This window comes from Mucilaginibacter phenanthrenivorans (assembly GCF_024721155.1).
In the GTDB taxonomy this organism is placed as follows: domain Bacteria; phylum Bacteroidota; class Bacteroidia; order Sphingobacteriales; family Sphingobacteriaceae; genus Mucilaginibacter; species Mucilaginibacter phenanthrenivorans.
In genome coordinates this window covers 75,254-99,722 of sequence record NZ_JAHVAP010000014.1, presented here as the reverse complement: position 1 = coordinate 99,722, position 24,469 = coordinate 75,254, and the positions used below count along the sequence as shown (strand labels likewise).

Here is a 24,469-nt window from a genome sequence, read left to right as displayed (position 1 = left end):
CGGGACCGGGTTTTACCCGCCAATGGAATGATCCGCATCAGTTTATGTTAATTTTCTAGCTTTTGTCAGCCAACGTACTATATTTGTCCTATTACTGTTATATAATTTATGACCAAATTATTTGTAGGAGGCTTTCCTCTTGATTTTACGGAACTCGACATCGCGATGCTCGTCGGCTTTCATGGTGACATTAGTACGATAAAGATTGTGAGGGACAAGAAAACCAGGATCTGTAAGGGCTATGCCTTTTTGGAGATGGTTAGTGAAGAGGGTGCCGAACGTGCGGTTGAAGCATTGGATGGCACAACAGTAAGCGGTCGTGAATTGGCAGTTAAGATCCGCGAGGATAAACCCGCACCAAAACCGAGGTTTGTTTCCAAGTTCAACGGCCCGCGGGACGAGGAGCGGAAAAAACGCCCGAGGAAGCAGTTTTAAGAATCAAGGCTTGTATATTTTTCGCGGGGAGCTTTTACCGGCTTTTCGCTCCCTGGAAAGATCTTTGCTTTGGGTTGATGATGTTACGTCGCCAGGTTTGGCAACTTCGGCCTGCTCCTTATTTTCCTCCCTATAACCCGATGGCACCCATTCGGGCCTGATGTTGCGGTTATCCATTTTACTTCTCTAATAATTACTCCACCAACTTTAAAAACTGCGCAGGCACAGCATCCGTGAGCCAAACCTTGTTCTCCGACAGGTAGAAAATATAACCGTTCCTATGCATTTCCCCCGCGAGCACATTAAATATTGCGGGTTTGCCATGCCTGCCTCCAACCTGTGTTGCAGTTTCCCGGTCCCTGCTTAAATGTACGTGCTGCCGGTTGCGCTTTTCTAATCCGCCGGCCAAAATAGATGGAACAGATTTTTCTCCTGTTCCGTGGTATAATACCTCGGGAGGCATTTGCGGCTGGTAGCCCAACTCTACGTCAATTGAATGCCCCTGGCTGGCGCGGATCTTCTGCCGGGTTTCATCAAAGGCAAAGCGGTTTTTATTATTGGTTTCCACCACGTGGTTTAACTGCTCCGGACTGATGTCCCTGCCGTGGGCCTTAGCTTGCTGCAGCAGTTCGTCTACATTTACCCAGCCTTGTTCGTCCGGTTCTATGCCGATCAGCTGCGGCCGGTGCCTTAACACCAGGCTTAAAAACTTGCTAACGGTTGTTGTATCCCCTTCACTCATCGTACCATATGAGTTTAAGCTATCGGCCCTCGGTATTGCCTCATCCATATTGTAGTTTTCCAGGGTTTTCAAAAGTTGTGCCTTCATTTGCTTCACCAGGATCCTCGGCCCCAGCACCCGCATTTTGGCGCCGAAGCCCAGCAGCTCGCGCTCCAGCTCAAAATTCATGATCACCCGGATGCTGAAGATCTTGCCGTCAGGCACTTCCTTTAATAATTTTTGCGTATGGTGCAGCGGCTTGGTAATTACATAAGGCGCATTGGCATTATCTATCCAGAAGATCACCTCACAGTCGCGCTGGTTGGGTGATTTTGTAACGCCGATCACGTCGTTATAATAAGTAGCCAGGTCTATAGTTTTGTTTTCCAGGTAGGCCTCTTCGTCTTCCCGGATAGCGTGGATCCTGTCTAAAGCAAGGTTCATGAGCAGGGTGTTCCGTTTATGCTGAACCCCCAGCACAAACCAGCGGTTGCGGTATTCCTTTAGCAAATAGGCACTGAAACAAAAACTACTTACCTCCCGCGCCTTAAACGACTGGTAGGAAATGCACACCGCCTTCTTAGCCACAATAGCCCTGCGGATCACCTCGATCCATTCCAATCCCTTCAGGTTGTCATTCTTCTCGAAATCAATAACCGGCGTGCTTTGGTTTTTTTGCGAATAGATCTTGTCTTCCAGCTTGCTCACCATTTCGTTAAGATCGGTGAAGTGGTTAAAGCCCTTGAATTGCTTTAACAGGCCGGATACCTCGCTCAATACCTGCATATCCTGCTGGTTTAGCGGGCTGTTGGTGATGCTGTAATTTTTGTCGCCGTAGGTATAATACTTCTTATCAACCACCACTATCGGCGCTTCATAACCCAGCTTATTGCTGCGCATCATCTCTATATCGGCCTGTATGGTACGCCGACTCACCCCGGTATCAATTCCCTGGTATTCGTAAATGGCGTCGCCACAGGCTTCGATCAGGTCGTCCAGCGTCCACTTTTTATAGCGGTTTTGCAGGCAGCTATCGATGGTGCGGTAACGGATAAGGGCGTTGCGGTTAACAGGCACAGTTTAATTTGTGAATGAGTGAATTGGCGAATGAGTGAATTATTTTTGAAATTTATTAATTTATTTTTTACTGCGCAAATAGATTGCGCAGGAGGGGTGTTTTTTTGTGGTGTTGAATGTGAGAGGGGGGGGAAGGTCGGCACAAGCACTGGCGATTTTACCCTCCCCCGACCCCTCCCTCAGTTGAGGGAGGGGAGGCACCGGCGAACGAGGAAGAAGAATCAATAATACAACAAACTCTCCACAAGCGAAGCCCAAAGTCTCCCCTTTATAAGCGGAGATTTAGAGGGGTAAAAAATGTTGAGGGTAAAAAAGAATACTACAATGGAAAAAGAAAAAGTAAGCAACAACGAGTTAACCGCCCTCGGCATTAACGACGTTAAAATATTAGAAGCATTCAGTCGCGTGGCGAATGGTTTGCTGAAGCACGGCGTAATGGCCAAGCCCGAAATCCTGGCAAATTTGGAAGCGCTTATTGACGACCCGATGCCTTACGCCTTAAAGAAGGGCGGTAAGTTTAAAAACCTGGCCGAAAGCATTATTGAGCTGCGTAAGGACGGCAAGTTTTTAAAACAGCAGCGAACCAACTTTAAGTTGAAGGAAGAGATTGCCGATTTCCCGGTATGGGGACTGGAACATATTGAGGTGGGCGCCCTGGCACAGATGAAGACAGCTGTCAAATTGCCGGTAGCTGTTGCCGGCGCCCTCATGCCCGATGCGCACCAGGGTTACGGCCTGCCTATCGGCGGGGTGCTGGCCACCACGGCAAACACCATTATTCCCTTTGCCGTTGGGGTGGATATTGCCTGCCGCATGTGCCTCAGCATTTTCGACCTGCCTGCCGAAGCGGTGGACACCGAAACTGCCAAGTTGCAGAACATGCTGCTGGAGCATACTTATTTTGGCATCGGCTGCACCACCAAATCGTACCACGACAGCTCGTTGTTTGACAGCAGCGCGTGGAGCGAAACAAAGGTGATCCGCAGCCTGAAGAATAAGGCTTATGCCCAGCTCGGCACCAGCGGCACCGGGAACCACTTTGTGGAATGGGGCGAACTCACCATTGCCGACGGCGCTTTGGACGGCATCCCGGCGGGGAGGTATTTGGCTTTGTTGTCGCACTCCGGTTCGCGTGGATTTGGGGGGAGCGTGGCAGATCATTATTCAAAGATCGCCATGAGCAAGACTAAGTTGCCTGCCGAAGCCAAGCATTTGGCATGGCTTGATTTGGATAAGGACGAGGGACAGGAATACTGGATCGCCATGAATTTGGCCGGCGAATATGCCAGCGCCAACCACCACGAGATCCATAACAAAATTGCGCGTGCGCTTAACCTTTCGCCATTAATGCGGATTGAGAACCACCACAATTTTGCCTGGAAGGAACAGCTGGCCGACGGCACCGAAGTTATGGTACACCGCAAGGGCGCAACCCCGGCCGGCGAAGGCGTGCTCGGCATCATCCCCGGCAGCATGAGCACACCCGGTTTTGTGGTGCGCGGTAAGGGCGACGCGGCGAGCATCAATTCCGCCAGTCACGGTGCGGGCAGGTTAATGAGCCGCAGCGCAGCCTTTAAAACGCTGGATAAAGATGCCATTGCCGCCAACCTGATCGACAAACGCATCACCCTAATGGGCAGCGACATAGACGAGGCCCCGATGGCCTACAAAGACATCCACGCCGTTATGGCCGCCCAGCACGACCTGGTGGAAGTGCTCGCCAAATTTGAACCGAGGATAGTGAAAATGGCAGATGCAAGGGAGAGGCCGGAGGACTGAGTAGGGAGTGGGCAGTTGTGAGTTGTGAGTTGGCAGTAGCAGTTTATTCACCCAACCGTCATGCCGAACTTGTTTCGGCACCCCATCATAAAGGTAACCATGTGCTAAGTCTGCGCTCGTGAAAGCATGATGCAAGCTTAGCAAGTGGGGTGCCGAAATAAATTCAGCATGACGAAATTGTATTTTTAAAGACTAATATTATAAACAAATGAAATCCATACCCTCAACGGCAGAAATATTAGCTTTTAAAATGCTTGGCAGGAATGTTAACAGGCAATGGATTGATTGGGCTTACAGTATGCTGGAAGCCGGATTTGAAACCGAAAATTTGATAATCCTTGCCGGAGAAGTTGAACCTTATAACCAGTTTGAATTACAAAGCCTGGCAGATAAGGTTCTTAAGGAATTGGATTTGAAATGGGACGACCGCGAACAGGTTATAAGAAATTACGCTTGCTATTTGGTTGGCCAGGCACTTGATGGAAAGCTTCAGACACTTAATGTGTTGAGTACCTTAACAGAGGTCTGCATAGATGATGGATATGAATCGGATTTATATGATTTTTTCTCGTTGTATTATGCTTACGACGATTTACTCTATTCGGAGAATCAATGGTATTGGGCTGGTGCGACAAGGGAAAATATAGATGCTATGATCAGGCAGTATTTTGTGGATTGGAAAGCGAAATGTGGGTAACAGCACTTGGTGACTTAGCAGGCGGTATCACGAGTAGCTTTTACGCATTAGCGGCCCGTAAGACTCGCGCCAAATGGGAACCACGGCCGCCGTCAAGTAGACAAAAATGCAAATACAGTTATGAAATTGAAATATTATATTAAATTTACATCATATCTAAAATCGGATTTTAATCTAAACCTTTAAGAATGACTAAAGTGATTACCGTAATTAATATGAAAGGCGGGGTTGGAAAAACAACCCTGTCAGTCAATATTTCCTATATATTAGGGAGGTACCATTCCAAAAAAATTTTATTAGTAGATATTGACCCGCAATTTAATGCAACACAATATTTGGTTGGTCAAAACGAGATATTGAATCATTTCGAAAATAAAAAAACTGTCTATGATATATTGATGCCATCAAAGGAAGATGAGATAAGTTTATCATCCAGTAGAAAAAAAACTAAAAGTCAACCAATTAACTTAGATGATTATATTATTAAAGCCCGAACATTTTTGCTTCGAAATCGAGTAGTTGGTAACCTCGATTTGATTCCTTCTTCTTTGAAATTAATTAACTTTGAAACAAACAAGAGAGGTGTCGAAAACTTACTAAAAAAATTCCTTGATGAAAAATGCAGTCATTACGATTACATTATTATCGATTGCCCACCTACTCTTTCTTTGTTAACATTAAGTGCATATCTAGCATCTGAATATTATTTGATACCTATTAAACCCGATTACTTATCTTCCTTAGGATTACCGTTGCTCGAAAGAGGATTAGAAGAGTATGAAGAACTACACGGGCATTCATTAAAAAATCTAGGCGTTGTATTTACTATGGTGTCTGCTGGAAAAGTCTCGGAAGAAATAATGACAAGTGTAAAAACAAGTGGATGGGATTGTTTTAAGGACCATTCAAGTCATTCTACCAAAGTTGCTAAAAGTATAAAATCACTAAACAATTTTTATTCGTATGCAGCAAACAAAAGATATTCTGAAGAATTTAAATCTATTACTCAAGAGTTATTAAATAAATTGTAACATGGACTACAGTAAATTATCAAAAAAAGATTTAGTGGCGATTATTGATAATGTTAGAAAAGTCCTTGATGGATTACAGTCTAATGATATCGTCAACTACGATGAAAAAAAGCAAAGCGATGATAATCCTTTAGAAAGCCTTATAGGTACAATTCCATTTTTATTAACTAATAAGGATTTATTTGAAAAAAATCAAGATATCGCAGATTTTGCAACGCGATTGGATATATTCATACCGAGTGCCGAAAAGAAAAAAAGAGAAGATATAATTGGTCGTGTAATTCTTGCGATTTCTAATTTTGACAAAAATAAGATTGAAGATTTAAATATAGCAATCAAATCGATCAAGGGCTCCGATTCTACTAAAAGCGACAAATCCAATTTTTTTAAGGACTGGGAGCTTATGATACGTAAAATCAAAATTTGATGAGCGGTATTTTTAAATCGGAAAACATAGACAAGGATTTTACGAAATTTCAAGCCAAATTGGCTGAAAGCGGCAAACTATTACATTTAATCGATGTTAAAAACAAACCCTTTCTTAAAAAATACCACAGACTTACATATCTCATTGCATTATTTGAGGGGAAATTAGAAGAAAATTTTAAAGAAGATAATAAATTCCTTTTTCTAAATGAACTTCTTTCTGATTTACTATCAAACTGTAGTTTAATATTTATTGGATTTTATCACCCGTCGCTAATTATTACAAGAAGATTAATCGAAAACTTCTACAATCATATTTACTACTTTGATCATCCTGTAGAATTTGAGTTACTAAATTTAGGCAGGAATGACTACACACCAATGCACGAATTGAAATTGTATTTTGATTCCCATCCGTTGATAAAAGCAATTGAAGATAAAAACACTAAAATTTTTAACGATCAATTATTTCATCACTATCAGGAACTTTGTCGTACGGTTCACACTAAAGGCGAAATATTTATGGGTTTAGCTAAAAATTTAGAAGAGGTCAAATCTCAATTCGACGTATCGAGGCACATCAATACAATCAATATATCTATTCTATCTATTGTCTATTTACTTTATAAATTTCATCGAAGTTTAAGTTTTACAAATGTTGAAAAAAACCTAATTTCAAATACTTTTACTAAAACTTTAAGAAGTCCGTTACTATCTTGATCCCCAACTACCGCGAGCGTTTTTCTCCGCTGCCACAAGACAGAAGGTGGCTGTTGCGCAACAGTGTTTAATGCAGGGAATAATTTTGTTTACAAATGATTTCTTATAATCCCTCCTGGTCTAAGTTTAGCGCAGCGTAACTTAGACCTAAAACACAGCAAGCATTCTGCTTGCGAAACCAACCCGATTAATTTATTTTAGCTCAATGGGAAGAAAGTATAAGTTCCACGAGCACGACAAGCTTTATTTCGTAAGTTTTGCAACGGTTAATTGGATAGATGTGTTCGTACGGAGGATTTACTGTGAGATAGTTGTAGATAGCTTAAAGTATTGCATAGAAAACAAGGGCCTTGAATTATATGCGTGGTGTATTATGTCGAGTCACGTACACCTGATAATCAGTACGGAGAAAGGCAACTTGTCGGATATTATACGTGACCTGAAAAGGCATACGTCAAAAACAATCCTGAAAGCCATTAGCGAAAACGTGCAGGAAAGCAGGAGGGAGTGGATGCTTTGGATGTTTGGACGGGCCGGCCAATACAATAGCAATAATGAAAAATACCAGTTTTGGCAACAGCATAATCACCCTATACAATTGTCGACCAATGAAATGATGGACCAGCGACTTGATTACCTGCACAACAACCCGGTAGAATCAGGAGCAGTTGAATATCCGCCGGATTATTTATACAGTAGTGCAAAAGATTATTATACCGATCAGAAAGGTTTAGTACCGGTTATTTTGTTAAGCTGAAAGCTTTGAGTATTGCAGGTCTAAGTTACGCTGCGCTAAACTTAGACCAGGGGGGATTAGTACCGGTTATTTTATTAAGCTGAAAGCTTTGGGCATTGTAGGTCTAAGTTACGCTGCGCTAAACTTAGACCAGGGGCCATTTTATTAAGCTGAAAGCTTTGGGCATTGTAGGTCTAAGTTACGCTGCGCTAAACTTAGACCAGCGGGTAAAATTATCAGGTAAATGATGGTATGGTAAAATGGAAAGAACTGCCAATGCCTTCCATACTTTCAAACCAAAGTGTACCATTGTTTTTTTCGACAAGCTCTTTACACAATAAAAGGCCAAGTCCGCTTCCCTTTTCGCTGGCTGTGCCGAAGGTAGTGTATGAAGAAAATTTGTCAAATATTTTTGCCTTGGATGCTTCCGGGATGCCCTTTCCGTTATCTTTTACAGTAATAACAGTAAATGCTTTATTTTTTTCAGCTGCTATAGTAACAGTATCGCCTGCTTTGGAAAATTTTACTGCGTTCTCCGCTAAATTCCTGATCACAATATCAATCATTGTTTCATCTCCGGCTACCGCAAGCGTTTTTGTAGCTACAAAATCCGCAAGGTTTTTTATATTCACAAAATATTTACCAACCTTTTCGCCATTAATGAAAAAGCTGTTTACATTGATTGTCCTATTTATACTGACGCAAAACGCAACAGCGCAAAAAAATGACCTGAGAAAGATTGCTGATAGCATCAAAGCAGAAGGGGAGATGCTTTATCATTCTGAATGGGCATCGGGTCATAGTACACAGGTCTTCGCCTCCAGCTTCGGCGGAAAGAAACTTCTATCGGGTGGATATTTTTCCTATGAGACTAAAAAAGAAATGACCACTGTCTTTTTTTCTAAAAATGAAGATCCAGTGGTAATAGCGACAGTTAAGTTCGGTCATGATTTAGACTCGTCCAAATACAGTATAGACACAACAACAAGAAAATTTACTGACAATGAAAAAGAGTTCTATACCATCCGGTCAAAAGCCGCACAGGCTGTTTCAAACGACACGCTTTTTAAATTTTATCAAAATACCAGTTTAAATCTTGTTCCTATTATAAAAAATGGGGCAAAAAGAGTCTACGTCATTACTGCGCAAACTGCGCCGGATGAAGTATTATTAGGAAATGATTACCTGATCAGTTTCGACAAAGACAATAATATAATTAAAAAAACAAAGCTTCATAACAATCTTATCCCCCTGGGGACCGGTGGTGACGATCCGATAAAAGCATCCTCACACCAACATTTAGGTGAAACAAGTCCTTTTATAACCGCGACAGATATTTGTGCGTTTAAATTATGGAAGTCAAGGACCACTTGGGTGATCAGTTTCGTTGTGTCAGCCGGGTATGTATCTGCATGGCACTTTAGCGATGAATTTTTAGAAATTCTAACCCAGGCCGAATTTGAAAAAATAATGAAAAACAAATAGCATAAAGTTATTCACTCTTCCCTGGTCTAAGTTACGCTGCGCTAAACTTAGACCAGGGGCGTTAAATTATCAGGTAAATGATGGTATGGTAAAATGGAAAGAACTGCCAATGCCTTCCATGCTTTCAAACCAAAGTGTGCCGTTGTTTTTTTCAACAAGCTCTTTACACAATAAAAGGCCAAGTCCGCTTCCCTTTTCGCTGGCTGTGCCGAAAGTAGTGTATGATGAAAACTTGTCAAATATTTTTGCCTTGGACTCCTCCGGAATGCCTTTTCCGTTATCTTTTACGGTAATAACAGTGAATGCTTTGTTTTTTTCAGCAGCTATAGTAACGGTGTCTCCAGCTTTGGAAAATTTCACTGCGTTCTCCGCTAAATTCCTGATCACGATATCAATCATTGTTTCATCCCCATAAACAGTTTCAGATTTGGCAGCCTCCAAACCCGTTATCAGTACTTGCTTTTCTGCAGCTCTTTCCTTCAGCAGGCTTATATTTTGTTCGATTGTTTTTTGTACATCAAAGCTTGCAGGATTGGTATGAATGCCATCCATCTGACTTTTTGCCCAATACAGCAGGTTTTCAACTAAATGTGATGTTATTACAAGGGTTTCTGATACTTTCTCTATCCAGTAATCGCTTTCTTCTTCTGATAAGCTTTTTTCCTTTATCATATCCATCATCCGGCTTATGGTATGGATTGGCCCTCTCAAATCATGCCCGATAATAGAAAATAGCCGGTCCTTTACATGTACCAGTTCTTCCAGCTGAAGGTTTTGTGCCGATATATCTTTATTTTGTAAAGCGAGCTGTTCGCTAAGCTTCCTTTTTTGCGAGTAGTTCCTGAACAGGATGAAAGCCAGTAGTAGTAAAAGCACTGCTCCGGCTGTTAGTATATCCCGTTTTAATTTTGTTTGGTCCAGTTCCTTCTGCCTTATGATCTTGTCCTTATTTAGCAGGTCAATTTGTATTTGCTTTTGTTCCAGTTCATAGGTCGACTGGATGTTCCTGATAGCTTTTTGTCTTTCCACTGTTTTCAGGCTATCACTTAACGTAACTTCAAGATCCCGGTAATACAACGCTTGCTTATAGTTGCCCATTTTTAGATGGGTTAAATACAGCACGTTATAAGCTTTTGTAATCAGGTCAACAATCCCCAGTTTTTTGCTTTCCAGCAATCCCTTTTGTGCATATAACATAGCCGACTTGTAGTCGCCGGTATAGTAGCAGGCAAGGGCCAGGGTATTATGACAGTAGGCTACATCTTCATCATCGGCGGCCCGTGTTGCTACATCAAGCGCTTCGTACAGGTAAGTCTGAGCCTGCTTGTAGTTTTTGATGAGAACATAGTTTTCACCGATATTATATAATGCTATAGCTATGCTGATGGAATCTTTTACTTTTCTCGCTATTGTCAGCGCCCGGACAGTGTAAGCTATGGCAGAATCCGGCTGCCCTTTTTTCTTGAAGATCTCCCCGATATTTACCAGTAAGCCGTAGGTAGCAAACCCTGTAGGATCATGCTGTTTCAGCGCAATTGCATAAGCTTTCCGGTAATAGTAAAGCGCCTTGGTATAATCCTCCATGGTTGCATACACAATACCGATATTATTATACTGATTACCTGATAATCCCGTCATCCCCAATTTTTCACTAATGCGCAAACATTGAAAATGACTTGCCAGCGCTTCAGGATATCTGCCTTTTGATCCCAGGGCCACCCCTTTGGTAAGATACGCCAGGGCAATACCTTTTTCGAAATGAATCTTTTGTGCAAGGTCAAGAGACTTTTGCGCCATGAATAGTGCGCTATCACTATTTTTACTCCAATATAATCTGGAAAGGGAATAGTAAATATTTACCCTGTCGGTATCGTGCTTTGCCGTATCAAGTTTTTTAAGGAGAACATTTATCCGGTTTGACTGAGCGAGGCAGGGAGCTGCGGTAATAGTGAGCACACCATACGTAATTATACACAGCATATAAAAATGCAACTTGTGTATAAATAGAGGTTTTCCCATACGGTGTTACTAATTAAAACGGCTAACAGGGGTTATACGGAAAATATTAAAATAAGTTCCTTATTCTTTATATGAATTGTGCGCTAAATAGTTACTGTAAGCGGGAATTCTATGACAATTTCAGTGCCGAGCTCAATTTGCTTTTTACCCCTTCCTGGTCTAAGTTTAGCGGAGCGTAACTTAGATCTAAAACACTGTTAGCATTCTGCTTGCGAAACCAACCCGATTAATTTATTTTAGCTTAATGGGAAGAAAGTATAAGTTCCACGAGTATGACAAACTTTATTTCGTAAGTTTTGCAGCAAAAACATTAACAGCTAAAATAAATTTAAAGACGAAAAATGAAATTTATAAGTTGATTTTTTTTATTTCAGTGTTTTTGTTTAGTTGCAATCACAACACAAAAAATACAGCACCGCGAAGCGGTGATAGTTATAAACTCATCAATTATCCTGAACACTGTTTCAAAGCTATCTATCAAAAAGACAGTGCTTTTTTGAAATTTAAAACAATGCCGAACGGTAAAATTTATGGCAGGTTAGAAATAAAATATTCAGAACTACAATCAGATGAGTTGGAAAAAGAGTTTGATCACGGCGAAATTATAGGGCAGTTTAAAAAGGATACTTTATTTGCAGACTACATATTTGCCGATGGCACCAAAAGAACACATTACAGGAATCCGATTGCATTGTTAAAGAAAGGCTCCAAATTAGTTCTCGGATTTGGTGCAATAGAAAACTACCTGGGGAAATCCTGGTTCATAAATCACAAGGCAATTAATTTTAACAGGAGCAGATTTCAATTTTTACCAATTGAATGTACTAATTAATTTGTCCTGCCATGGAATATCCTCGCCCTTGGCGCTAGTATCCGCGCTGTTCCAGAGTGGTGGGCTAGTGCCCCGCGTTTAGGTAACCAGCATTCTATTGGATAGAGATCAAACACGGGTATACCAATTCTCTATTTTAATCCCTTCAAGGCCTGTAAAGTGTTTTACGTTGTCGGTTACTAAAATCAGGTTATTTTCAATTGCGGTGACGCCTATCAGCAAATCAAATTCATCATTCATGGGTTTGCCAATCCGGCGGAGTCGTACCTTTTCTTTTGCATAACGGTTTATAGAACCAAAGATGGGGATGATGGAAAGTCCGTTGACAAAGGCATCTACGGCCTTGTGTAACTTTTCGGGGTTGTTGCTATTTTCGGCGCCGTAACGAAGCTCGGCAACGGTAATTTCTGAAATAAAAAAATTTTGACGTCCTTTTTCCTGTATGATATCAGCGAGGTTTAACTTACCCCGAAGATAAAACACGCAAATACTGGTATCCAGTAAATATTGCATCAGAAGTTCAGATCTTTTTTACGAAACTTCCTGGATGATTTGATATCACTAATAATTTCTTCGGTAGACTTTTCTGACTCAAAAGCGCCGAATGCCTTAAAAAACTCCTCGCCATCGCGGTTGCTTTCTGACCGTTTTATGGAGTCGGACAGGTTTTTAACAATTTTTGATTTCGTAACCACATCCAGTCCCTCAAACAGGCCGCTGTATGCATCAACAATATTTTTGTTCGCTACCGTCATCGTATTTCCTTTTTTCAAAAATACAAAATAAATCAACCGAAAAAAACACCTTTCCTGGAGCTATCCGCAGTAACCCAAAGAGGCGTGCCACTACTGCCCAACGTTTTAATATTAATTCAACCTAGCTCCCTTTCCAACCCTAATTTAAACCCAAACCAGGGTTAACCATCAATTTCAATCAATTCAAGAAAATGGAACTCTTGATAATCAGCATGTTTCATAGTGTTCCACCTGTTCCATGTGCAAAAATGGAACGCTTTGCCGGCGTGATTATTTATAATTTTAAAAGTTATTCTTAACACAAAAAGCCCATCTTTTTCAAAATGAGCTTTTATAAAAGTGGTTTACTTCGATTAAAATTATCCCTTATAAGCCGGGTCAAATTCCACGATCCACTCAATACCATATTTGTCCCTGAACATCCCGGCGTATGTACCCCAGGGGCTATCGCCGATCGGCCCTTCAACTTCGCCACCTGCTGATAATCCGTTAAATACCTTGTCTGCCTCTTCACGACTTTCAGCACTTACTGCTATTTTCGACCTGTTTTCACTTTCGCTCACCCGTCCCATAAATTCGGGAACGTCATTGGCCATTAACACATTGTGTTTGCCAATGGGTAAGGCGATCGTCATTATCTTATTTGCTTCATTTTCCGGTACCTGGAACTCGGCGCTTGCCAGGTCCTTAAAGCGGATGATCTTTGTGAATTCGCCACCAAAAACTGATTTGTAAAAAGTGAATGCTTCCTCGGCATTTCCGTTGAAGTTGATCCATGGGTTAATTGTTCTCATGATTTTTATTTTAAATGTGATTGTAAATTTTCCTTTTATTGTTTTTCCGATAAGGTTGTTAACAGCTCTTCCAGGTTTGCTAATGTCATTTTAAACCCTATAGTGAAGCCCTCGAGTAATTTCTCCATACGTTCAAACGATTCATTAAAAATGGTAATGTTCACTTTGGTTATACCATTTTGTTCGCTGAAATTGTAATCCCATTCAGAACCCGGCAGTTCACGGTTTTCGTCTTTATCAGCAAACGCGTTGTACATCTTAAAATTGGTTTTCGGAGTAATAGCAGTAAATTCCTGCACCGCCCAACGCTCTTGCCCATCGGGGCTGATCATGGCATAAACCCGGCGCCCTCCAACTTCAAAATTCATATACCTGGTTTTGGCGCGCATGGGTGCGGGTGCTCCCCATTGGTCCAGTAATTCGGCTTTAGTAAAAGCATCCCATACCAAAGACTGCGGGGCATTAAATTCCCTGGTGATGTATACCGTTTTCGCTGTTTTGTCAACGTTAAAATCAAATAGCAAATCGTTGTTCATTGTTTCTGTGTTTTAATTGTTGTTAATAATTGGTCGAGCTGATTAAATTGAGTTTCCCAGTTTTGTCTGAATTGGGCCAACCAATGATCAAATTCCTGCATTTTTTTCGCGTTAAAGTGATAGTAAATTTCCCGGCCACTCTGCTCGGGTTTTATCAAATCGCATTCGTGTAGTACCTTAATATGTTTTGATACCGCCTGCCGCGTCATTTCAAATTTTTCGGCCATTACATTTGGCGTCAAAGCCTGGATGGCGAGTAAGGTCAAAATAGCCCTGCGTGTAGGGTCGGCTATGGCTTGAAATATATCTTGTTTCATTTTGTAATAGCTAAATAAGCAACCTTTAGGTTGCAAATATATATGCAACTTTTGAGTTGCGCAAATTTATTGCAATTATTTTTTTGGGTGAAATTTTAAGAAGTTTGGTGGTGGGGGTGAGGTAGGATAAACTTTCTAAAGCTGTCACCTCGGTCAACTTCAGGGCAGAATGTAAATTCAAACCAGGATTAACCAGTAATTTTAATCAAGTGGAAAAATGAAACATGTTGGTAATCAGCGTGTTTCATAGTGTTCCGGGTGTTCCATGTGTAAAAGTGGAACGCTTGGAACGGTGTGCAACCCGTGCCCTGCGTTTGGATAGTTAGTAGTCTATATTGCAAATCAATGTTAACCCCCTGTTTTTATAGGTGTTTGATTATCAATTATATAAACATGAATTTTTCGAAATTATGTTAACCCTGTTACCCCCCTCTGCCAGGACAGAGATTTTTTTATCATCTGAGCGAGAGCAGGGGATTCTCTAATGGTATTAAATAAAGAAATATCTTTATAGATAGCGTAGCTCCCCTTACCCGCCACAAGCACAGTAAGCAATCAAAATCAGATTTTAAATAAACAAGTTTTCCCACATGGATTTGAACCACGACCTCCTGATCCAAAACCAGGCGTGCTGCCGTTGCACCACGGGAAAATACGAGGTCAGTACAAGATTCGAACTTGTGACACAATCCTTTTGCAGAGGACGCCCTTGGACCACTCGGGCAACTGACCAATATTGTAGTGGAGAACCCGGGTAACGATCCCGGATGTCCGGGTTTTCGGCCCGGCGCATACGCCATGTTTGCTAATTCTCCTGGTTATCAACGTGGAAATAAAAGGACTCGAACCTCTAACCGACACCGTATCAGGATGCTGCTCTCACCAATTGAGCTATATTTCCATAAAAAATAGTAGGGCGAGCCGGACTCGAACCGACAACCTCCTGCTTCCAAAGCAGGTAATCTGACCAATTGATATATCGCCCTGAAAAATGCTACTAAAACAAAAAATCCCCTTAGATTATCTAAGAGGATTCAAGTATTTTTATGTGTTAAGTCAATACATAGCCTATCCTCTCTGATAAATCAGTTGGGGAATAAAGCAAAGTATTGTTGTTGTTTTCATGGCACAATGATACACATTATTTTAATAAATCAAGAAAATTTCTTTATTTTTTTAAAAGGTAATATTGCTGGGAGACGCCCAATGAATACCGGATGCTGAATTGAAGGCATTATTGACTTGCTTTTTAACACCAAATACTGTTTGTTAAAGGGTAAAGGTGCATATCGGAATTCAAGCCGGACAATGCATGTTATTTACCCAGACTTACAATTAATCGAGCATCCATTCGTTTTATCCAAATCAAACCTAAAATCATGCGTTATTTATTAACTATCACGATCTTATGTTTCGTTTTTGCCGCCTATGCACAAACGATCACCCCCGCGCAGGCTAAGGATTATGCGGGCAAGCAGGTAACTGTGTGTGGCAAAATCGATGGTCTGCATATGAACAAGATTAATGTCTACCTGGATTTTGGCGGCATTAACCCAAATCAGCAATTTGTTGTGGTCATAACCGGCAAAGTAATCAGGCGTGACCAGGCGTTAATGCCTTTCAAGGACGTGTGGGAATTAAAGGGCAAGACTGTTTGTGTCAGCGGAAAAATCGTACCGGCTAAAACTGAACAGAAAGCTTACTTAGTTTTGAGTTCAATGGATCTTTTAAAACTTCAGTAAGTTGTTTCTAATTTAGGACAGGGGGCTCTTGCAAGTTGGTTTTTATCGAGAAAATAAAGTATTTAATTCGCAAGCTTACCGATTAACGATACAAGTAGCCGGCTTGCCTTCTGCAAATGCGCAAAGTCGATCAAATCAATCTTATCCTCAGGTGTATGGTGTTCGTCAAAACCGCCTGAACCCAATAATACCGATGGCACGTTTTTCTTCATAAAACTATAACTGTCGGTATTGCTCAGCACATCACGTAAACTATCTGTCGGACTATATTTTAGATCGGCGCCCGTAAACATGCTGCCCGAAGCGAAAAAGCTATCATGGAATTGTGGGTCGCCAATTGCCCATATGCCATGAAACGAACGGTGCTTGCTGCCGATCTGTTCAAGATTGATGTTCAGGATTATATCTTTTACCGGAATAGGAGGGTGTTCCATAAAATAACGCGAGCCTAATAAATTCAGTTCTTCACCACAGTAAAACACGAACATAATTGATCTCCTGGCGAAATGTTTTGAAAAGGACCTGGCTGCTGCCATCAACGCCACACAGCCGCCGGCATCGTCATTAGCGCCATTGTAGATATGTGCTCCCAAACGGCCGATATGGTCAAGATGCGCCCCGGCGATGATGGTTTGGTTCTTCCGTTTTCGATCGGCTCCCGGAAGGCTGGCTATAACGTTGTAGCCATTTACCTTCTCCGTCCTGAATTTTAAATTCACCAGTAGCTTTTGTCCGTCATTTACTTTTTCAGCCAAAGCCGGGCTGATCGTGATGATGCTTAACGGTGCATTTGCAGGTACATAGTCAGCAGCGTAGTGCATATAGCCAAAGCGGTATTGCCTGATCACTGTGGTTTCCCAATCGCCGGATTGCTGTTTGTTTGGCAGCAAGATCACGCCAGCAACTTTTTCCTTTAACAGTTTCTCTGTTTCAGAGGAATCAGGTATGGATTTTAAAATCATCCAATGACCAGGCTCAGATGTTGAATATTGCAGGACGATAAAATTACCGCCCTTGTGCTGGTAAGTTATGCCCTCAATAGTTAGGATACTGCCGTCATAATTATCCCAAACGAACGGAACTGATTGAAGGGTTGTTTTTAGTCCGGCTGCCTTTAATTGTCCTGCGACATAGCGGGCTGCCTTCAGGTAACCGGGCGAGCCTGTGAAGCGTCCCTCAGTCGCGTCCGAAGCGATTCCGTACATGTCCTGTTTTAATTGTTTGATGGTTTGTGCCTGTGCTGCAAAGGCAACGCAAATCAATATTGCGGTGATAAACTTTTTCATCTTATTTACGGTTAACTTTTAATACTTGTTTGCCACCCTCAAAAACGACCATCGAGTTGGCATCCGGGAACTCTAGTTGTACGTCATATCCATCTAAAAAGAACTTGTTATTGGATTCAGGAAATACCATAGCTGTTGGTATACCATCGCCGGATACTTTTAAGGCGTTGCCTTCCTTCTCAACCTTTACCAGTTTTCCATTACTTTGTTCATAGATGCCTGTATAGTTTTGCAAAAGCCCGTCAGCTATTGTGATCCTTTCGTGTACGCTGGCGCTTTTGTTCATCGTTTGCAGGATTAAAGCACCGTTCGGCAAGGCGCGTTTGATAATGCGGTCGCAGATGAAACCACCATTGTCACCATTGGTCATCACCACGATACCGTTTTTTGACCTGGGCAGAAAAACCGCCATAGTTCTTACTCCAATATCCGAGCCTCCATGCTGCAGGGCATAGCCGCCATCGGGCAGACCATCCACCAGCCCCCAGCCCAATCCGGAGGCATTGCCTGGCTTGGTCCTTCTTTGGGGCTTCACCATTTCGGCATAAACCGGTCTCCCGGCATCCGCCAGTTCCATAGCATCTATACCCAGGCGGCAATAGTCTGCGATGGTCGTAATCAGGTCATCAGCCGCATTCACCGGGGTTTGGATAGCGGTGGTATAGCGTTTTCCCTGCCCATCGTGCCACATGGCAAAACGGCTGGTGTCGAGATGGTCGCTCCAGTAATAGGTATCCTTCATGCCCAAAGGCTTAAACAGCAGCGAATCCATCAGTACCGCCAGGGATTTATGAAACTTTTTCTCCAGCGCCCGGCGCAAATACTCAAAGCCCTCACCCGAATAACCGGAAGCCGTACCTGGTTCAAACTTGAATTTTAATTTAGTGCCGCCATTATCCGAGCGCCAGTTAGGAAAGCCGGTTTGGTGGCTCAGCACCAGGCGGGTGGTGAGCTTCATTAAATAGGGGTCGTCGGCAATATCCGGGTCGATCCAATAATGCGCCAGCGGTTCATCAAGGTCCCATTGTCCCGCTTCCACCAGCTTCAGCGTCAGCATCGCCGTTACCGGTTTGGTTTGCGAGGCGATGTTGAATAACGTATTATTTGACGCCCGGTGGCCTTGTTGTAACTCGCCAAAATTTTTTACCCATTTGATCTTGCCATTTTCAATGAGGCCCACGCCCACACAAGGCACATGGTATTCAGACATCCAGGTGGGGATATCCCTTAATAGGTTTGTCTGTACAGTATCTTTTTGTGCGAAAACTGAATTTGTCAGCAGCAATAAAGCGATAAAGGAGGTGATGAGTGTTTTCATTTGTTTTAATATTTACCCAAATGTATCCCTGTAAAAACACCGTTAAAAAATTAAGTGCTTAACATCAGCAGGGCGGTGATAAACGTATTTTAAGCGGTGACGAAACGTTTATCATCAAAAACTAACAGTTCATCACCAATATTTGGTGATAAGGTTCGCATGAGCGTTCTTTGGATCATGAAACAATTTGACTGGACACGTTTATTTACCCGCCCCTATAAGGTTTATACACAGGTTGTGTTCTGGATCGTCGTTTTTATACTATATCTTTTTTTAAAGGAGTACCCAACGCGAATGGTGGGTTTAACGGCCATTTGTATGGTTTTCCAGATAACATTAGAATTGGCTATTCCGTCTTATTCGCAAAACCTGCTTATTGTGCCTTTGTTTAAACGACGTAAATGGTTTTTGGGCGGTTTTCTATACATGGTTCAGGTGGTGGTGCTTATCTTCGGTTTACCTTATGTGCTTAACGCAGTCGGCTTCTTATTCCCTATACAGGACCGGGTTGATTGGCGGAACGAACATATAGCCTTCAGTGTTGTCGCGTTTACGGTGATGGCTACGATATTCAAAATTGGTTTGGACCGGCTGATCCTGGACAAGCAGCAGAAGGAAAATGAACTGAGGCATTTAAAAGCACAGTTAAACCCACATTTTTTATTCAATACGCTTAATAATCTTTACGGGCTTTCTGTGGTCGAATCAAAAAAGCTTCCGGGCTTGATGCTTAAATTGTCCGAGCTGTTGCGCTATTCGCTTTATGACACTAATCAAAACTATGTTGCAGTTAGTAAGGAACTGGACTATATCAGTAATTACGTAGAATTGGAAAGGATCCGTTTGAGCGAAAAAACCGATATTACTTTAGACATAAGTGGTGACTACAATGACCATTATATAGCCCCCTTATTACTGATCATATTTGTGGAGAATGCTTTTAAACATTTTTCAGCATCAAAAGGGCAAACTGCATTTGTACACATTCACATTGATATCAAAAACAACCATTTAAAACTCAAAGTGCAAAACTCCGTAGACCCGGAATACACTCCGGTAAAAAACAAATCCAGGGGCGGCCTTGGTTTAAATAACGTCAAACAACGCCTGGATTTGATCTATCCACAACAGCATCAATTAACAATCGCCAAAGAGAACAATTGTTTTCAAGTTAACCTGGAAATAGACCTTAGCTAATGAATATTAACTGCATTGTCGTCGACGACGAACCCATCGCAAGGGACATCCTCAAGAACTACATTGAGCAGGTGCCTTATTTAACCCTGGTAGCTAGCTGCGAAGATGCCTTTGAAGCTATGCGGGTGCTAAATGCAAATGACATTGACCTCATCATCCTCGATATCAATATGCCGCGCCTCACCGGTTTTGAAATGCTGCGCTCGCTTAAAAAGTATCCTGCCGTAATTATAACCTCCGCTTACCCGGAATATGCGCTCGAAGGTTTCGAACTGTCAGTGACTGATTACCTGCTTAAACCATTTTCTTTCCCGCGCTTTGTACAAGCCACCGAAAAGGCTGTCGGCAAAACCAGCGAGACGGCCCCGACAGCCAAACAAGAGGAACTATTTCTCATGGTTAAATCCGACAAAAAACTAACCAAAATTTTTTTCGATGACATTAGCTACATTGAAGCCTACGGGAATTATATTTTTATTTATACCGGGCAGGAGCGCGTGATGTCCAAACAAACACTCACCCAGTTTGAACTTCAGTTGCCTGCTTCTAAGTTTGCCCGCATCCATAAGTCGTATATAGCCTCGCTCAAGGCTATTAAATACCTTGAAGGAAACGAAGTATCTATCGCAGGTAAAAAGCTTCCGGTAGGCAAAGTTTACAGGGATAGCCTGATGAGTAAACTTAGATAGAAAAACAAGCCCTATTTTTTATGTGATCAGTAAAAAGTGACGTTAACGTCGCACAAAAACATGGCGAACGGTTCAAAACCCTGGCTAATAATAACGTGGAGGCCTGAATTTAACTTCTCAATATTTTTCCCATTTTCCTGCCTTTGGCTAGCTCATCAACTAGCTTATCCAGGTACCTGACTTGCTGTGTTAACGGATTTTCAATTTCTTCTACGCGATAGCCGCAGATGAGTCCGGTAATGAGCGGGGCGTTGGGATGGAGCGAAGCCTGCCCAAAGAAGGTTTCAAATGTTACTTTTTTGTTGATCAGGTCCTTGAGCTGACCAGCGCTAAAGCCGGTCAGCCAGGTGATGACCTGGTCCAATTCTTCTTTTGTCCGGCCTTTCTTTTCTACCTTGGCAAGATATAAGGGATAGACGGAGGCAAGGCTCATTTTGGCGATGCGTTCATCGTGCGTATTATTGTTATTCATTTTTCTGGTAATGAAGGGCTATTGCGCCGGATTTGAATAGCTGGGTATGCTCCAGTTTGAAGTTCAGTTTTTCCGAAACCAGGAAGTTCTCAAATAAGCGTTTGTTTTCTCCTGCCAAAACCGGGTGGATGACTAAGTAAAGCTCATCGATCAGGCCAAGACCCAGCAGGCTCGGAAGCAGGCTGGTGCTGCTGAAGGCAATTTTTTTTCCGGGATGCTGTTTCAATTCGCGGATCAGGCCTTCGGGATTTTCACTGACTATTCTTGTATTTTCCGTGGCATCTTTGAGTGTTCGCGAAAAGACGATTTTTTCAATGGGGATCATGGCTTTGGCAAAGGCAATATCGCTGGGCCTGTCAGACCCATTTTTGGCGACTTCCGGCCAATAAGGAATCATTAACTCATAAGTTTTACGGCCGTATACAATCACGCCGGTATCGTGCATTAGCTGGGTAAAATACTCCATGAGTTCATCATTTGGGCTGAAATGAGTGTGCTCGTAATAGCCGTCAATACTGATATTCATCGCGAACATGACTTTTCTCATGGGTTTGATTTTTATTTTTTTTAAATTTTCAATTTATCCCCTTGTTAGCACCTTTCCAACTTACAGTTGTTTGTGGCATATGCAAATATAATATTGTTGACTTAAAGCCAGAAAAGGGCTCAAGCGCATAGGGTATTTTAAGAAGCCAATTTGGGCACGCACTAACTGCACTTTCGCACCATTTTTTGGATGATACGCGGCTTGTTACTGATCTGTTGAGGGATTTTGGCAAGTCAAATGAACATCTGATATTAAATAGGGGATGTACGTAGCTCGATTGGATAAAAATAAAAGGAGTTTCAATTTCCTGCCCGGTGTTGCTCTTCTTCGGAGCCCGATTTGCTTTGCGTTTTGGTTAGTTTGCCGCTGCCAAACCTGTAGTTGAAAGTTACGATAATTGCTCTTGAATAAATATACGAATATCCGTATTGGTTAAGATTGAAATAATGATCGGTGACGCCCCTGTTTTCTGTATTCAACACGTTGTTGGCATTGATGGTGATCGAGCCCTGGTCATGAAATAGCTTTTGTTTAACAGCAAGGCTTAGAATTGAATAGGCGCCAAATATAGAACCGACGAACTGGCGTTTGGACTCATATTCAAAATCGGCCTCCATCGATAATTTATCGCTGCAGCGGAAACTGTTATTGGTAACAAGATCGATGGTGGCAAAACCGGGGTCGTCCAGGCTGAAGCCATTTACTGTACTACCGTTGAACGAATTCTGATAGATCGTAACCGTGGTGTTGGTTGTGAACCATTTGGCTAGTTCCTTATTAAAACTAACATTTACATTCCACGAGTGCGCACCCTGTATGTTCGTAGGCATGCGGGTAATAGTTGTTTTGTTGGAATCGAGATAATAAAGCGTGCGCATGTAATTCCGGTCGATGTCGTAAGCTGCCGTGATAAAAAAAGTATTCTGCCATGACCAGGTGAGTTCCGAATGCCAGTTAAAGTCGGGCTTTAGATTAGGGTTCCCCTGGAAAGAAATTGTTGCCGAAAGCGGTCTTCGGAAAGGGATATATTCGTGATAGTCCGGGCGATCGGTCCTACGTCCGAATTGAAAATTAAAGGTATTCTGATCGTTAAGTTTGTAGCTAAGAAAAAGCGTTGGGAATAATCCGAAATAATTTTGATCGACTGAGGCGTTAGTAAATAACTGCTGTCCTTTCATAACCGTTTGTTCGGCCCGCAAACCTGCCTGCACCATCAATTTATGGTATTGCCTGTTAAAATTGATATAGGCCGCATTGATATTTTCGGTGTTGATATCATCATCGCCCAATGCTGGATCGATCACATTTTGCCCGTCTAACTGGTTGTAATAAATACTGTTATTAAAAGTTTTCACATAGCTCGATTTTAGCCCCGTTTCCAACTTGCCGTTACCGGGCAAAGGCTGGACATAATCGGCTCTTATGCCAAAAATATGCAGCGTCCTCGACTCGTCGATCAATTCATTATCCTGGCTCAAAAAACTCCCTGAAGGGTTGTAGTTAACGCCGGAATTATACTGCTCGGGCCTGTACCTGTAATTGGCATAATCAATATCTGCCGACCACTGCCTGCCCGTTGTATCGAGTTTGTGTGTTAATTGAACCCCAGTGTTGAAATTGAGGGGCTTGTCGAGGTTTAATGCCGAAAATTTTTCGCTGCCGGTCTTATTCCGGTTGCTGTCAGCGAAGGCCATCACCGAAGTCAGGTTATTATTATATCTCCGCTCCGAGACGTTGCCTGTCAAGGTTAATATCGTCCTTTTTGAAAGATAAAGGTCCAGTCCGGCTGAGGAATTGAGCGCTTTATTGATCGTTAGACCCGTATTTGTTGAGACTTGTTCAGAAGATAAAGCATTGTTGTTCATGATATCGCTGACGCCGTTACCTGTGCTAAATCCTTTGCTATAACCATAGCTGTTATTCAAATATAAATTGTACTTGTTGGTTTTAAAATTTAATACAAGGCTGCTATTGTACCGGTCATAGTGCGGCCCCAGGCCAAAACCGGCTGTGAGGCTTCCGTTAAATCCGCTTTTTGTAGTCTTTTTCCGTATAATATTAATGATACCACCAGTGCCCTCGGCATCATATTTTGCCGATGGATTGGTCATGATCTCGATCTTTTGAATGTCTGACGACGGCGTATTGGTCAAAAGATTGGCCAGGTCATCAGCAGACAAATAGGTCGTTTTTCCATCCATGATCACATTAACCCCCGATTTGCCGTTAAGGGTGATCTGCCCGTCAGGCGTTATCTGAACGCCGGGCAATTTCTTCAGTAACTCTAAGACATTGGTGCCGGTATTGGCGATATTCTGATCCACATTAACAACCGTTTTGTCAATCTGTTTTTCGATCAATGGGGTTCGCGCAGTGATTGCAACCTCGCCGAGCATTTTTGCAGATGGAACTAATTGCAGCAAACCAATATCAAGAACAGTATCAGTTGGATTGATCGTCAGCCCACGCTTGACAACGGAAAGGTAACCCATAAGATCAGCTTCAAGCGTATAGCTGCCTTGCGGTAAGTTATTAAAGGTGAAATTTCCTGACAAATCTGTGGATGTGGCTTTATAAAGGATGGTGTCGGGAAGCTTTTTTAGCCGGATACTAACCGACGGCATGGGTAATTTTTTCTCGTCGGTTACCTTACCTTTGATGATGCACTGTCCATAAATGAGGGACGTTGACACAATATAGATGACGGAAAATATTGATAGCAGCCGGAACATTGATTTCATCGGACGTAAATTTTGACCAATGATACCCGTTAAACCATATCAAAATTTTGAAAGCAGGCGAATAAGGATCGCCCGCATCTATAAAGGCCAATTGAACCGATAGACCCAGCCGGGCGG

Annotated in this window: 26 protein-coding genes and 4 tRNA genes; 12 read left to right on the top strand and 18 right to left on the bottom strand. The window is 42.3% G+C overall.

The window, feature by feature from the left end; genetic code table 11:
* Positions 1-108 precede the first annotated feature (108 nt).
* Positions 109-435, top strand: a complete 327-nt coding sequence (locus KXD93_RS26480) for an RNA recognition motif domain-containing protein (RefSeq protein WP_258140546.1) — start codon at positions 109-111, stop codon at positions 433-435.
* A gap of 3 nt (positions 436-438) precedes the next feature.
* Here the strand turns inward: KXD93_RS26480 and KXD93_RS26475 are convergent, their stop codons facing one another.
* Entirely contained in the window at positions 439-612 is a 174-nt protein-coding gene (locus tag KXD93_RS26475; protein WP_258140545.1) for a hypothetical protein, read from the bottom strand.
* A gap of 16 nt (positions 613-628) precedes the next feature.
* Positions 629-2,233 (bottom strand): RNA 2'-phosphotransferase, encoded by a 1,605-nt coding sequence (locus KXD93_RS26470; RefSeq protein ID WP_258140544.1) that lies wholly within the window; start codon positions 2,231-2,233, stop codon positions 629-631.
* A gap of 324 nt (positions 2,234-2,557) precedes the next feature.
* Here KXD93_RS26470 and KXD93_RS26465 point away from each other — a divergent pair, with 324 nt between their 5' ends.
* From KXD93_RS26465 to KXD93_RS26440, 6 genes are all read left to right on the top strand, one after another.
* The gene (locus tag KXD93_RS26465) at positions 2,558-4,012 is read left to right on the top strand and encodes an RtcB family protein (protein WP_258140543.1); all 1,455 of its coding nucleotides are present in this window, start codon (positions 2,558-2,560) and stop codon (positions 4,010-4,012) included.
* A 208-nt stretch (positions 4,013-4,220) separates the two neighbouring features.
* A complete protein-coding gene (locus KXD93_RS26460) occupies positions 4,221-4,709 on the top strand; it encodes a hypothetical protein (protein WP_258140542.1) in 489 nt (162 codons plus the stop codon).
* 188 nt (positions 4,710-4,897) lie between these two features.
* Positions 4,898-5,740 (top strand): ParA family protein, encoded by an 843-nt coding sequence (locus tag KXD93_RS26455; RefSeq protein ID WP_258140541.1) that lies wholly within the window; start codon positions 4,898-4,900, stop codon positions 5,738-5,740.
* Between the two features lies 1 nt (position 5,741).
* Positions 5,742-6,167, top strand: a complete 426-nt coding sequence (locus tag KXD93_RS26450) for a hypothetical protein (RefSeq protein ID WP_258140540.1) — start codon at positions 5,742-5,744, stop codon at positions 6,165-6,167.
* Positions 6,167-6,886: a hypothetical protein gene (locus tag KXD93_RS26445; RefSeq protein ID WP_258140539.1), complete on the top strand. Its 720-nt coding sequence runs from the start codon at positions 6,167-6,169 to the stop codon at positions 6,884-6,886. The genes KXD93_RS26450 and KXD93_RS26445 overlap by 1 nt, the downstream gene beginning before the upstream one ends.
* A gap of 205 nt (positions 6,887-7,091) precedes the next feature.
* The gene (locus KXD93_RS26440; protein WP_258140538.1) at positions 7,092-7,643 is read left to right on the top strand and encodes an REP-associated tyrosine transposase; all 552 of its coding nucleotides are present in this window, start codon (positions 7,092-7,094) and stop codon (positions 7,641-7,643) included.
* A gap of 215 nt (positions 7,644-7,858) precedes the next feature.
* Here the strand turns inward: KXD93_RS26440 and KXD93_RS26435 are convergent, their stop codons facing one another.
* Positions 7,859-8,254, bottom strand: a complete 396-nt coding sequence (locus KXD93_RS26435; RefSeq protein WP_258140537.1) for a sensor histidine kinase — start codon at positions 8,252-8,254, stop codon at positions 7,859-7,861.
* A gap of 28 nt (positions 8,255-8,282) precedes the next feature.
* On the opposite strand from KXD93_RS26435, the gene KXD93_RS26430 reads away from it, so the two are divergent.
* Positions 8,283-9,107, top strand: a complete 825-nt coding sequence (locus tag KXD93_RS26430) for a hypothetical protein (protein WP_258140536.1) — start codon at positions 8,283-8,285, stop codon at positions 9,105-9,107.
* Positions 9,108-9,176: 69 nt separating this feature from the next.
* On the opposite strand, the gene KXD93_RS26425 is transcribed toward KXD93_RS26430, so the two are convergent.
* Entirely contained in the window at positions 9,177-11,126 is a 1,950-nt protein-coding gene (locus tag KXD93_RS26425) for a tetratricopeptide repeat-containing sensor histidine kinase (protein ID WP_258140535.1), read from the bottom strand.
* Between the two features lie 244 nt (positions 11,127-11,370).
* On the opposite strand from KXD93_RS26425, the gene KXD93_RS26420 reads away from it, so the two are divergent.
* Positions 11,371-11,958, top strand: a complete 588-nt coding sequence (locus tag KXD93_RS26420) for a hypothetical protein (protein WP_258140534.1) — start codon at positions 11,371-11,373, stop codon at positions 11,956-11,958.
* Between the two features lie 108 nt (positions 11,959-12,066).
* On the opposite strand, the gene KXD93_RS26415 is transcribed toward KXD93_RS26420, so the two are convergent.
* The 9 genes from KXD93_RS26415 to KXD93_RS26375 form a co-directional block, all read right to left on the bottom strand.
* Positions 12,067-12,471: a type II toxin-antitoxin system VapC family toxin gene (locus KXD93_RS26415; protein WP_258140533.1), complete on the bottom strand. Its 405-nt coding sequence runs from the start codon at positions 12,469-12,471 to the stop codon at positions 12,067-12,069.
* Positions 12,471-12,713, bottom strand: coding sequence for a hypothetical protein (locus KXD93_RS26410; RefSeq protein WP_258140532.1), 243 nt, complete (start codon positions 12,711-12,713; stop codon positions 12,471-12,473). The genes KXD93_RS26415 and KXD93_RS26410 overlap by 1 nt, the downstream gene beginning before the upstream one ends.
* A gap of 359 nt (positions 12,714-13,072) precedes the next feature.
* Positions 13,073-13,507, bottom strand: coding sequence for a VOC family protein (locus tag KXD93_RS26405; RefSeq protein ID WP_258140531.1), 435 nt, complete (start codon positions 13,505-13,507; stop codon positions 13,073-13,075).
* Positions 13,508-13,542: 35 nt separating this feature from the next.
* Entirely contained in the window at positions 13,543-14,043 is a 501-nt protein-coding gene (locus tag KXD93_RS26400; RefSeq protein ID WP_258140530.1) for an SRPBCC family protein, read from the bottom strand.
* Positions 14,040-14,360: an ArsR/SmtB family transcription factor gene (locus KXD93_RS26395; protein WP_258140529.1), complete on the bottom strand. Its 321-nt coding sequence runs from the start codon at positions 14,358-14,360 to the stop codon at positions 14,040-14,042. Before KXD93_RS26395 ends, KXD93_RS26400 begins: the two co-directional genes overlap by 4 nt.
* Positions 14,361-14,941: 581 nt before the next feature.
* Positions 14,942-15,012, bottom strand: a tRNA-Gln gene (locus tag KXD93_RS26390).
* 5 nt (positions 15,013-15,017) lie between these two features.
* A tRNA-Cys gene (locus KXD93_RS26385) sits at positions 15,018-15,092 on the bottom strand.
* Positions 15,093-15,187: 95 nt separating this feature from the next.
* A tRNA-Ile gene (locus tag KXD93_RS26380) sits at positions 15,188-15,261 on the bottom strand.
* Positions 15,262-15,272: 11 nt separating this feature from the next.
* Positions 15,273-15,346, bottom strand: a tRNA-Pro gene (locus KXD93_RS26375).
* Between the two features lie 393 nt (positions 15,347-15,739).
* Here KXD93_RS26375 and KXD93_RS26370 point away from each other — a divergent pair.
* Complete coding sequence (locus KXD93_RS26370; RefSeq protein WP_258140528.1) at positions 15,740-16,102, top strand: hypothetical protein; 363 nt, start codon at positions 15,740-15,742, stop codon at positions 16,100-16,102.
* 62 nt (positions 16,103-16,164) lie between these two features.
* Here the strand turns inward: KXD93_RS26370 and KXD93_RS26365 are convergent, their stop codons facing one another.
* Positions 16,165-17,388 (bottom strand): M28 family metallopeptidase, encoded by a 1,224-nt coding sequence (locus KXD93_RS26365; protein ID WP_258140527.1) that lies wholly within the window; start codon positions 17,386-17,388, stop codon positions 16,165-16,167.
* 1 nt (position 17,389) lies between these two features.
* Positions 17,390-18,706 carry a serine hydrolase domain-containing protein gene (locus KXD93_RS26360; RefSeq protein WP_258140526.1) on the bottom strand — a complete coding sequence of 439 codons (1,317 nt, stop codon included), beginning with the start codon at positions 18,704-18,706 and terminating at the stop codon, positions 17,390-17,392.
* Between the two features lie 96 nt (positions 18,707-18,802).
* Here KXD93_RS26360 and KXD93_RS26355 point away from each other — a divergent pair, with 96 nt between their 5' ends.
* Both KXD93_RS26355 and KXD93_RS26350 read left to right on the top strand, forming a co-directional pair.
* The gene (locus KXD93_RS26355) at positions 18,803-19,903 is read left to right on the top strand and encodes a sensor histidine kinase (RefSeq protein WP_258140525.1); all 1,101 of its coding nucleotides are present in this window, start codon (positions 18,803-18,805) and stop codon (positions 19,901-19,903) included.
* The gene (locus tag KXD93_RS26350; protein ID WP_258140524.1) at positions 19,903-20,592 is read left to right on the top strand and encodes a LytR/AlgR family response regulator transcription factor; all 690 of its coding nucleotides are present in this window, start codon (positions 19,903-19,905) and stop codon (positions 20,590-20,592) included. The genes KXD93_RS26355 and KXD93_RS26350 overlap by 1 nt, the downstream gene beginning before the upstream one ends.
* Before the next feature lie 109 nt (positions 20,593-20,701).
* On the opposite strand, the gene KXD93_RS26345 is transcribed toward KXD93_RS26350, so the two are convergent.
* The 3 genes from KXD93_RS26345 to KXD93_RS26335 form a co-directional block, all read right to left on the bottom strand.
* Complete coding sequence (locus KXD93_RS26345; protein ID WP_258140523.1) at positions 20,702-21,064, bottom strand: DUF2200 domain-containing protein; 363 nt, start codon at positions 21,062-21,064, stop codon at positions 20,702-20,704.
* Positions 21,057-21,611: a dihydrofolate reductase family protein gene (locus KXD93_RS26340; protein ID WP_258140522.1), complete on the bottom strand. Its 555-nt coding sequence runs from the start codon at positions 21,609-21,611 to the stop codon at positions 21,057-21,059. The genes KXD93_RS26345 and KXD93_RS26340 overlap by 8 nt, the downstream gene beginning before the upstream one ends.
* 299 nt (positions 21,612-21,910) lie before the next feature.
* A complete protein-coding gene (locus KXD93_RS26335) occupies positions 21,911-24,352 on the bottom strand; it encodes an outer membrane beta-barrel protein (RefSeq protein WP_258140521.1) in 2,442 nt (813 codons plus the stop codon).
* Positions 24,353-24,469: the final 117 nt, after the last annotated feature.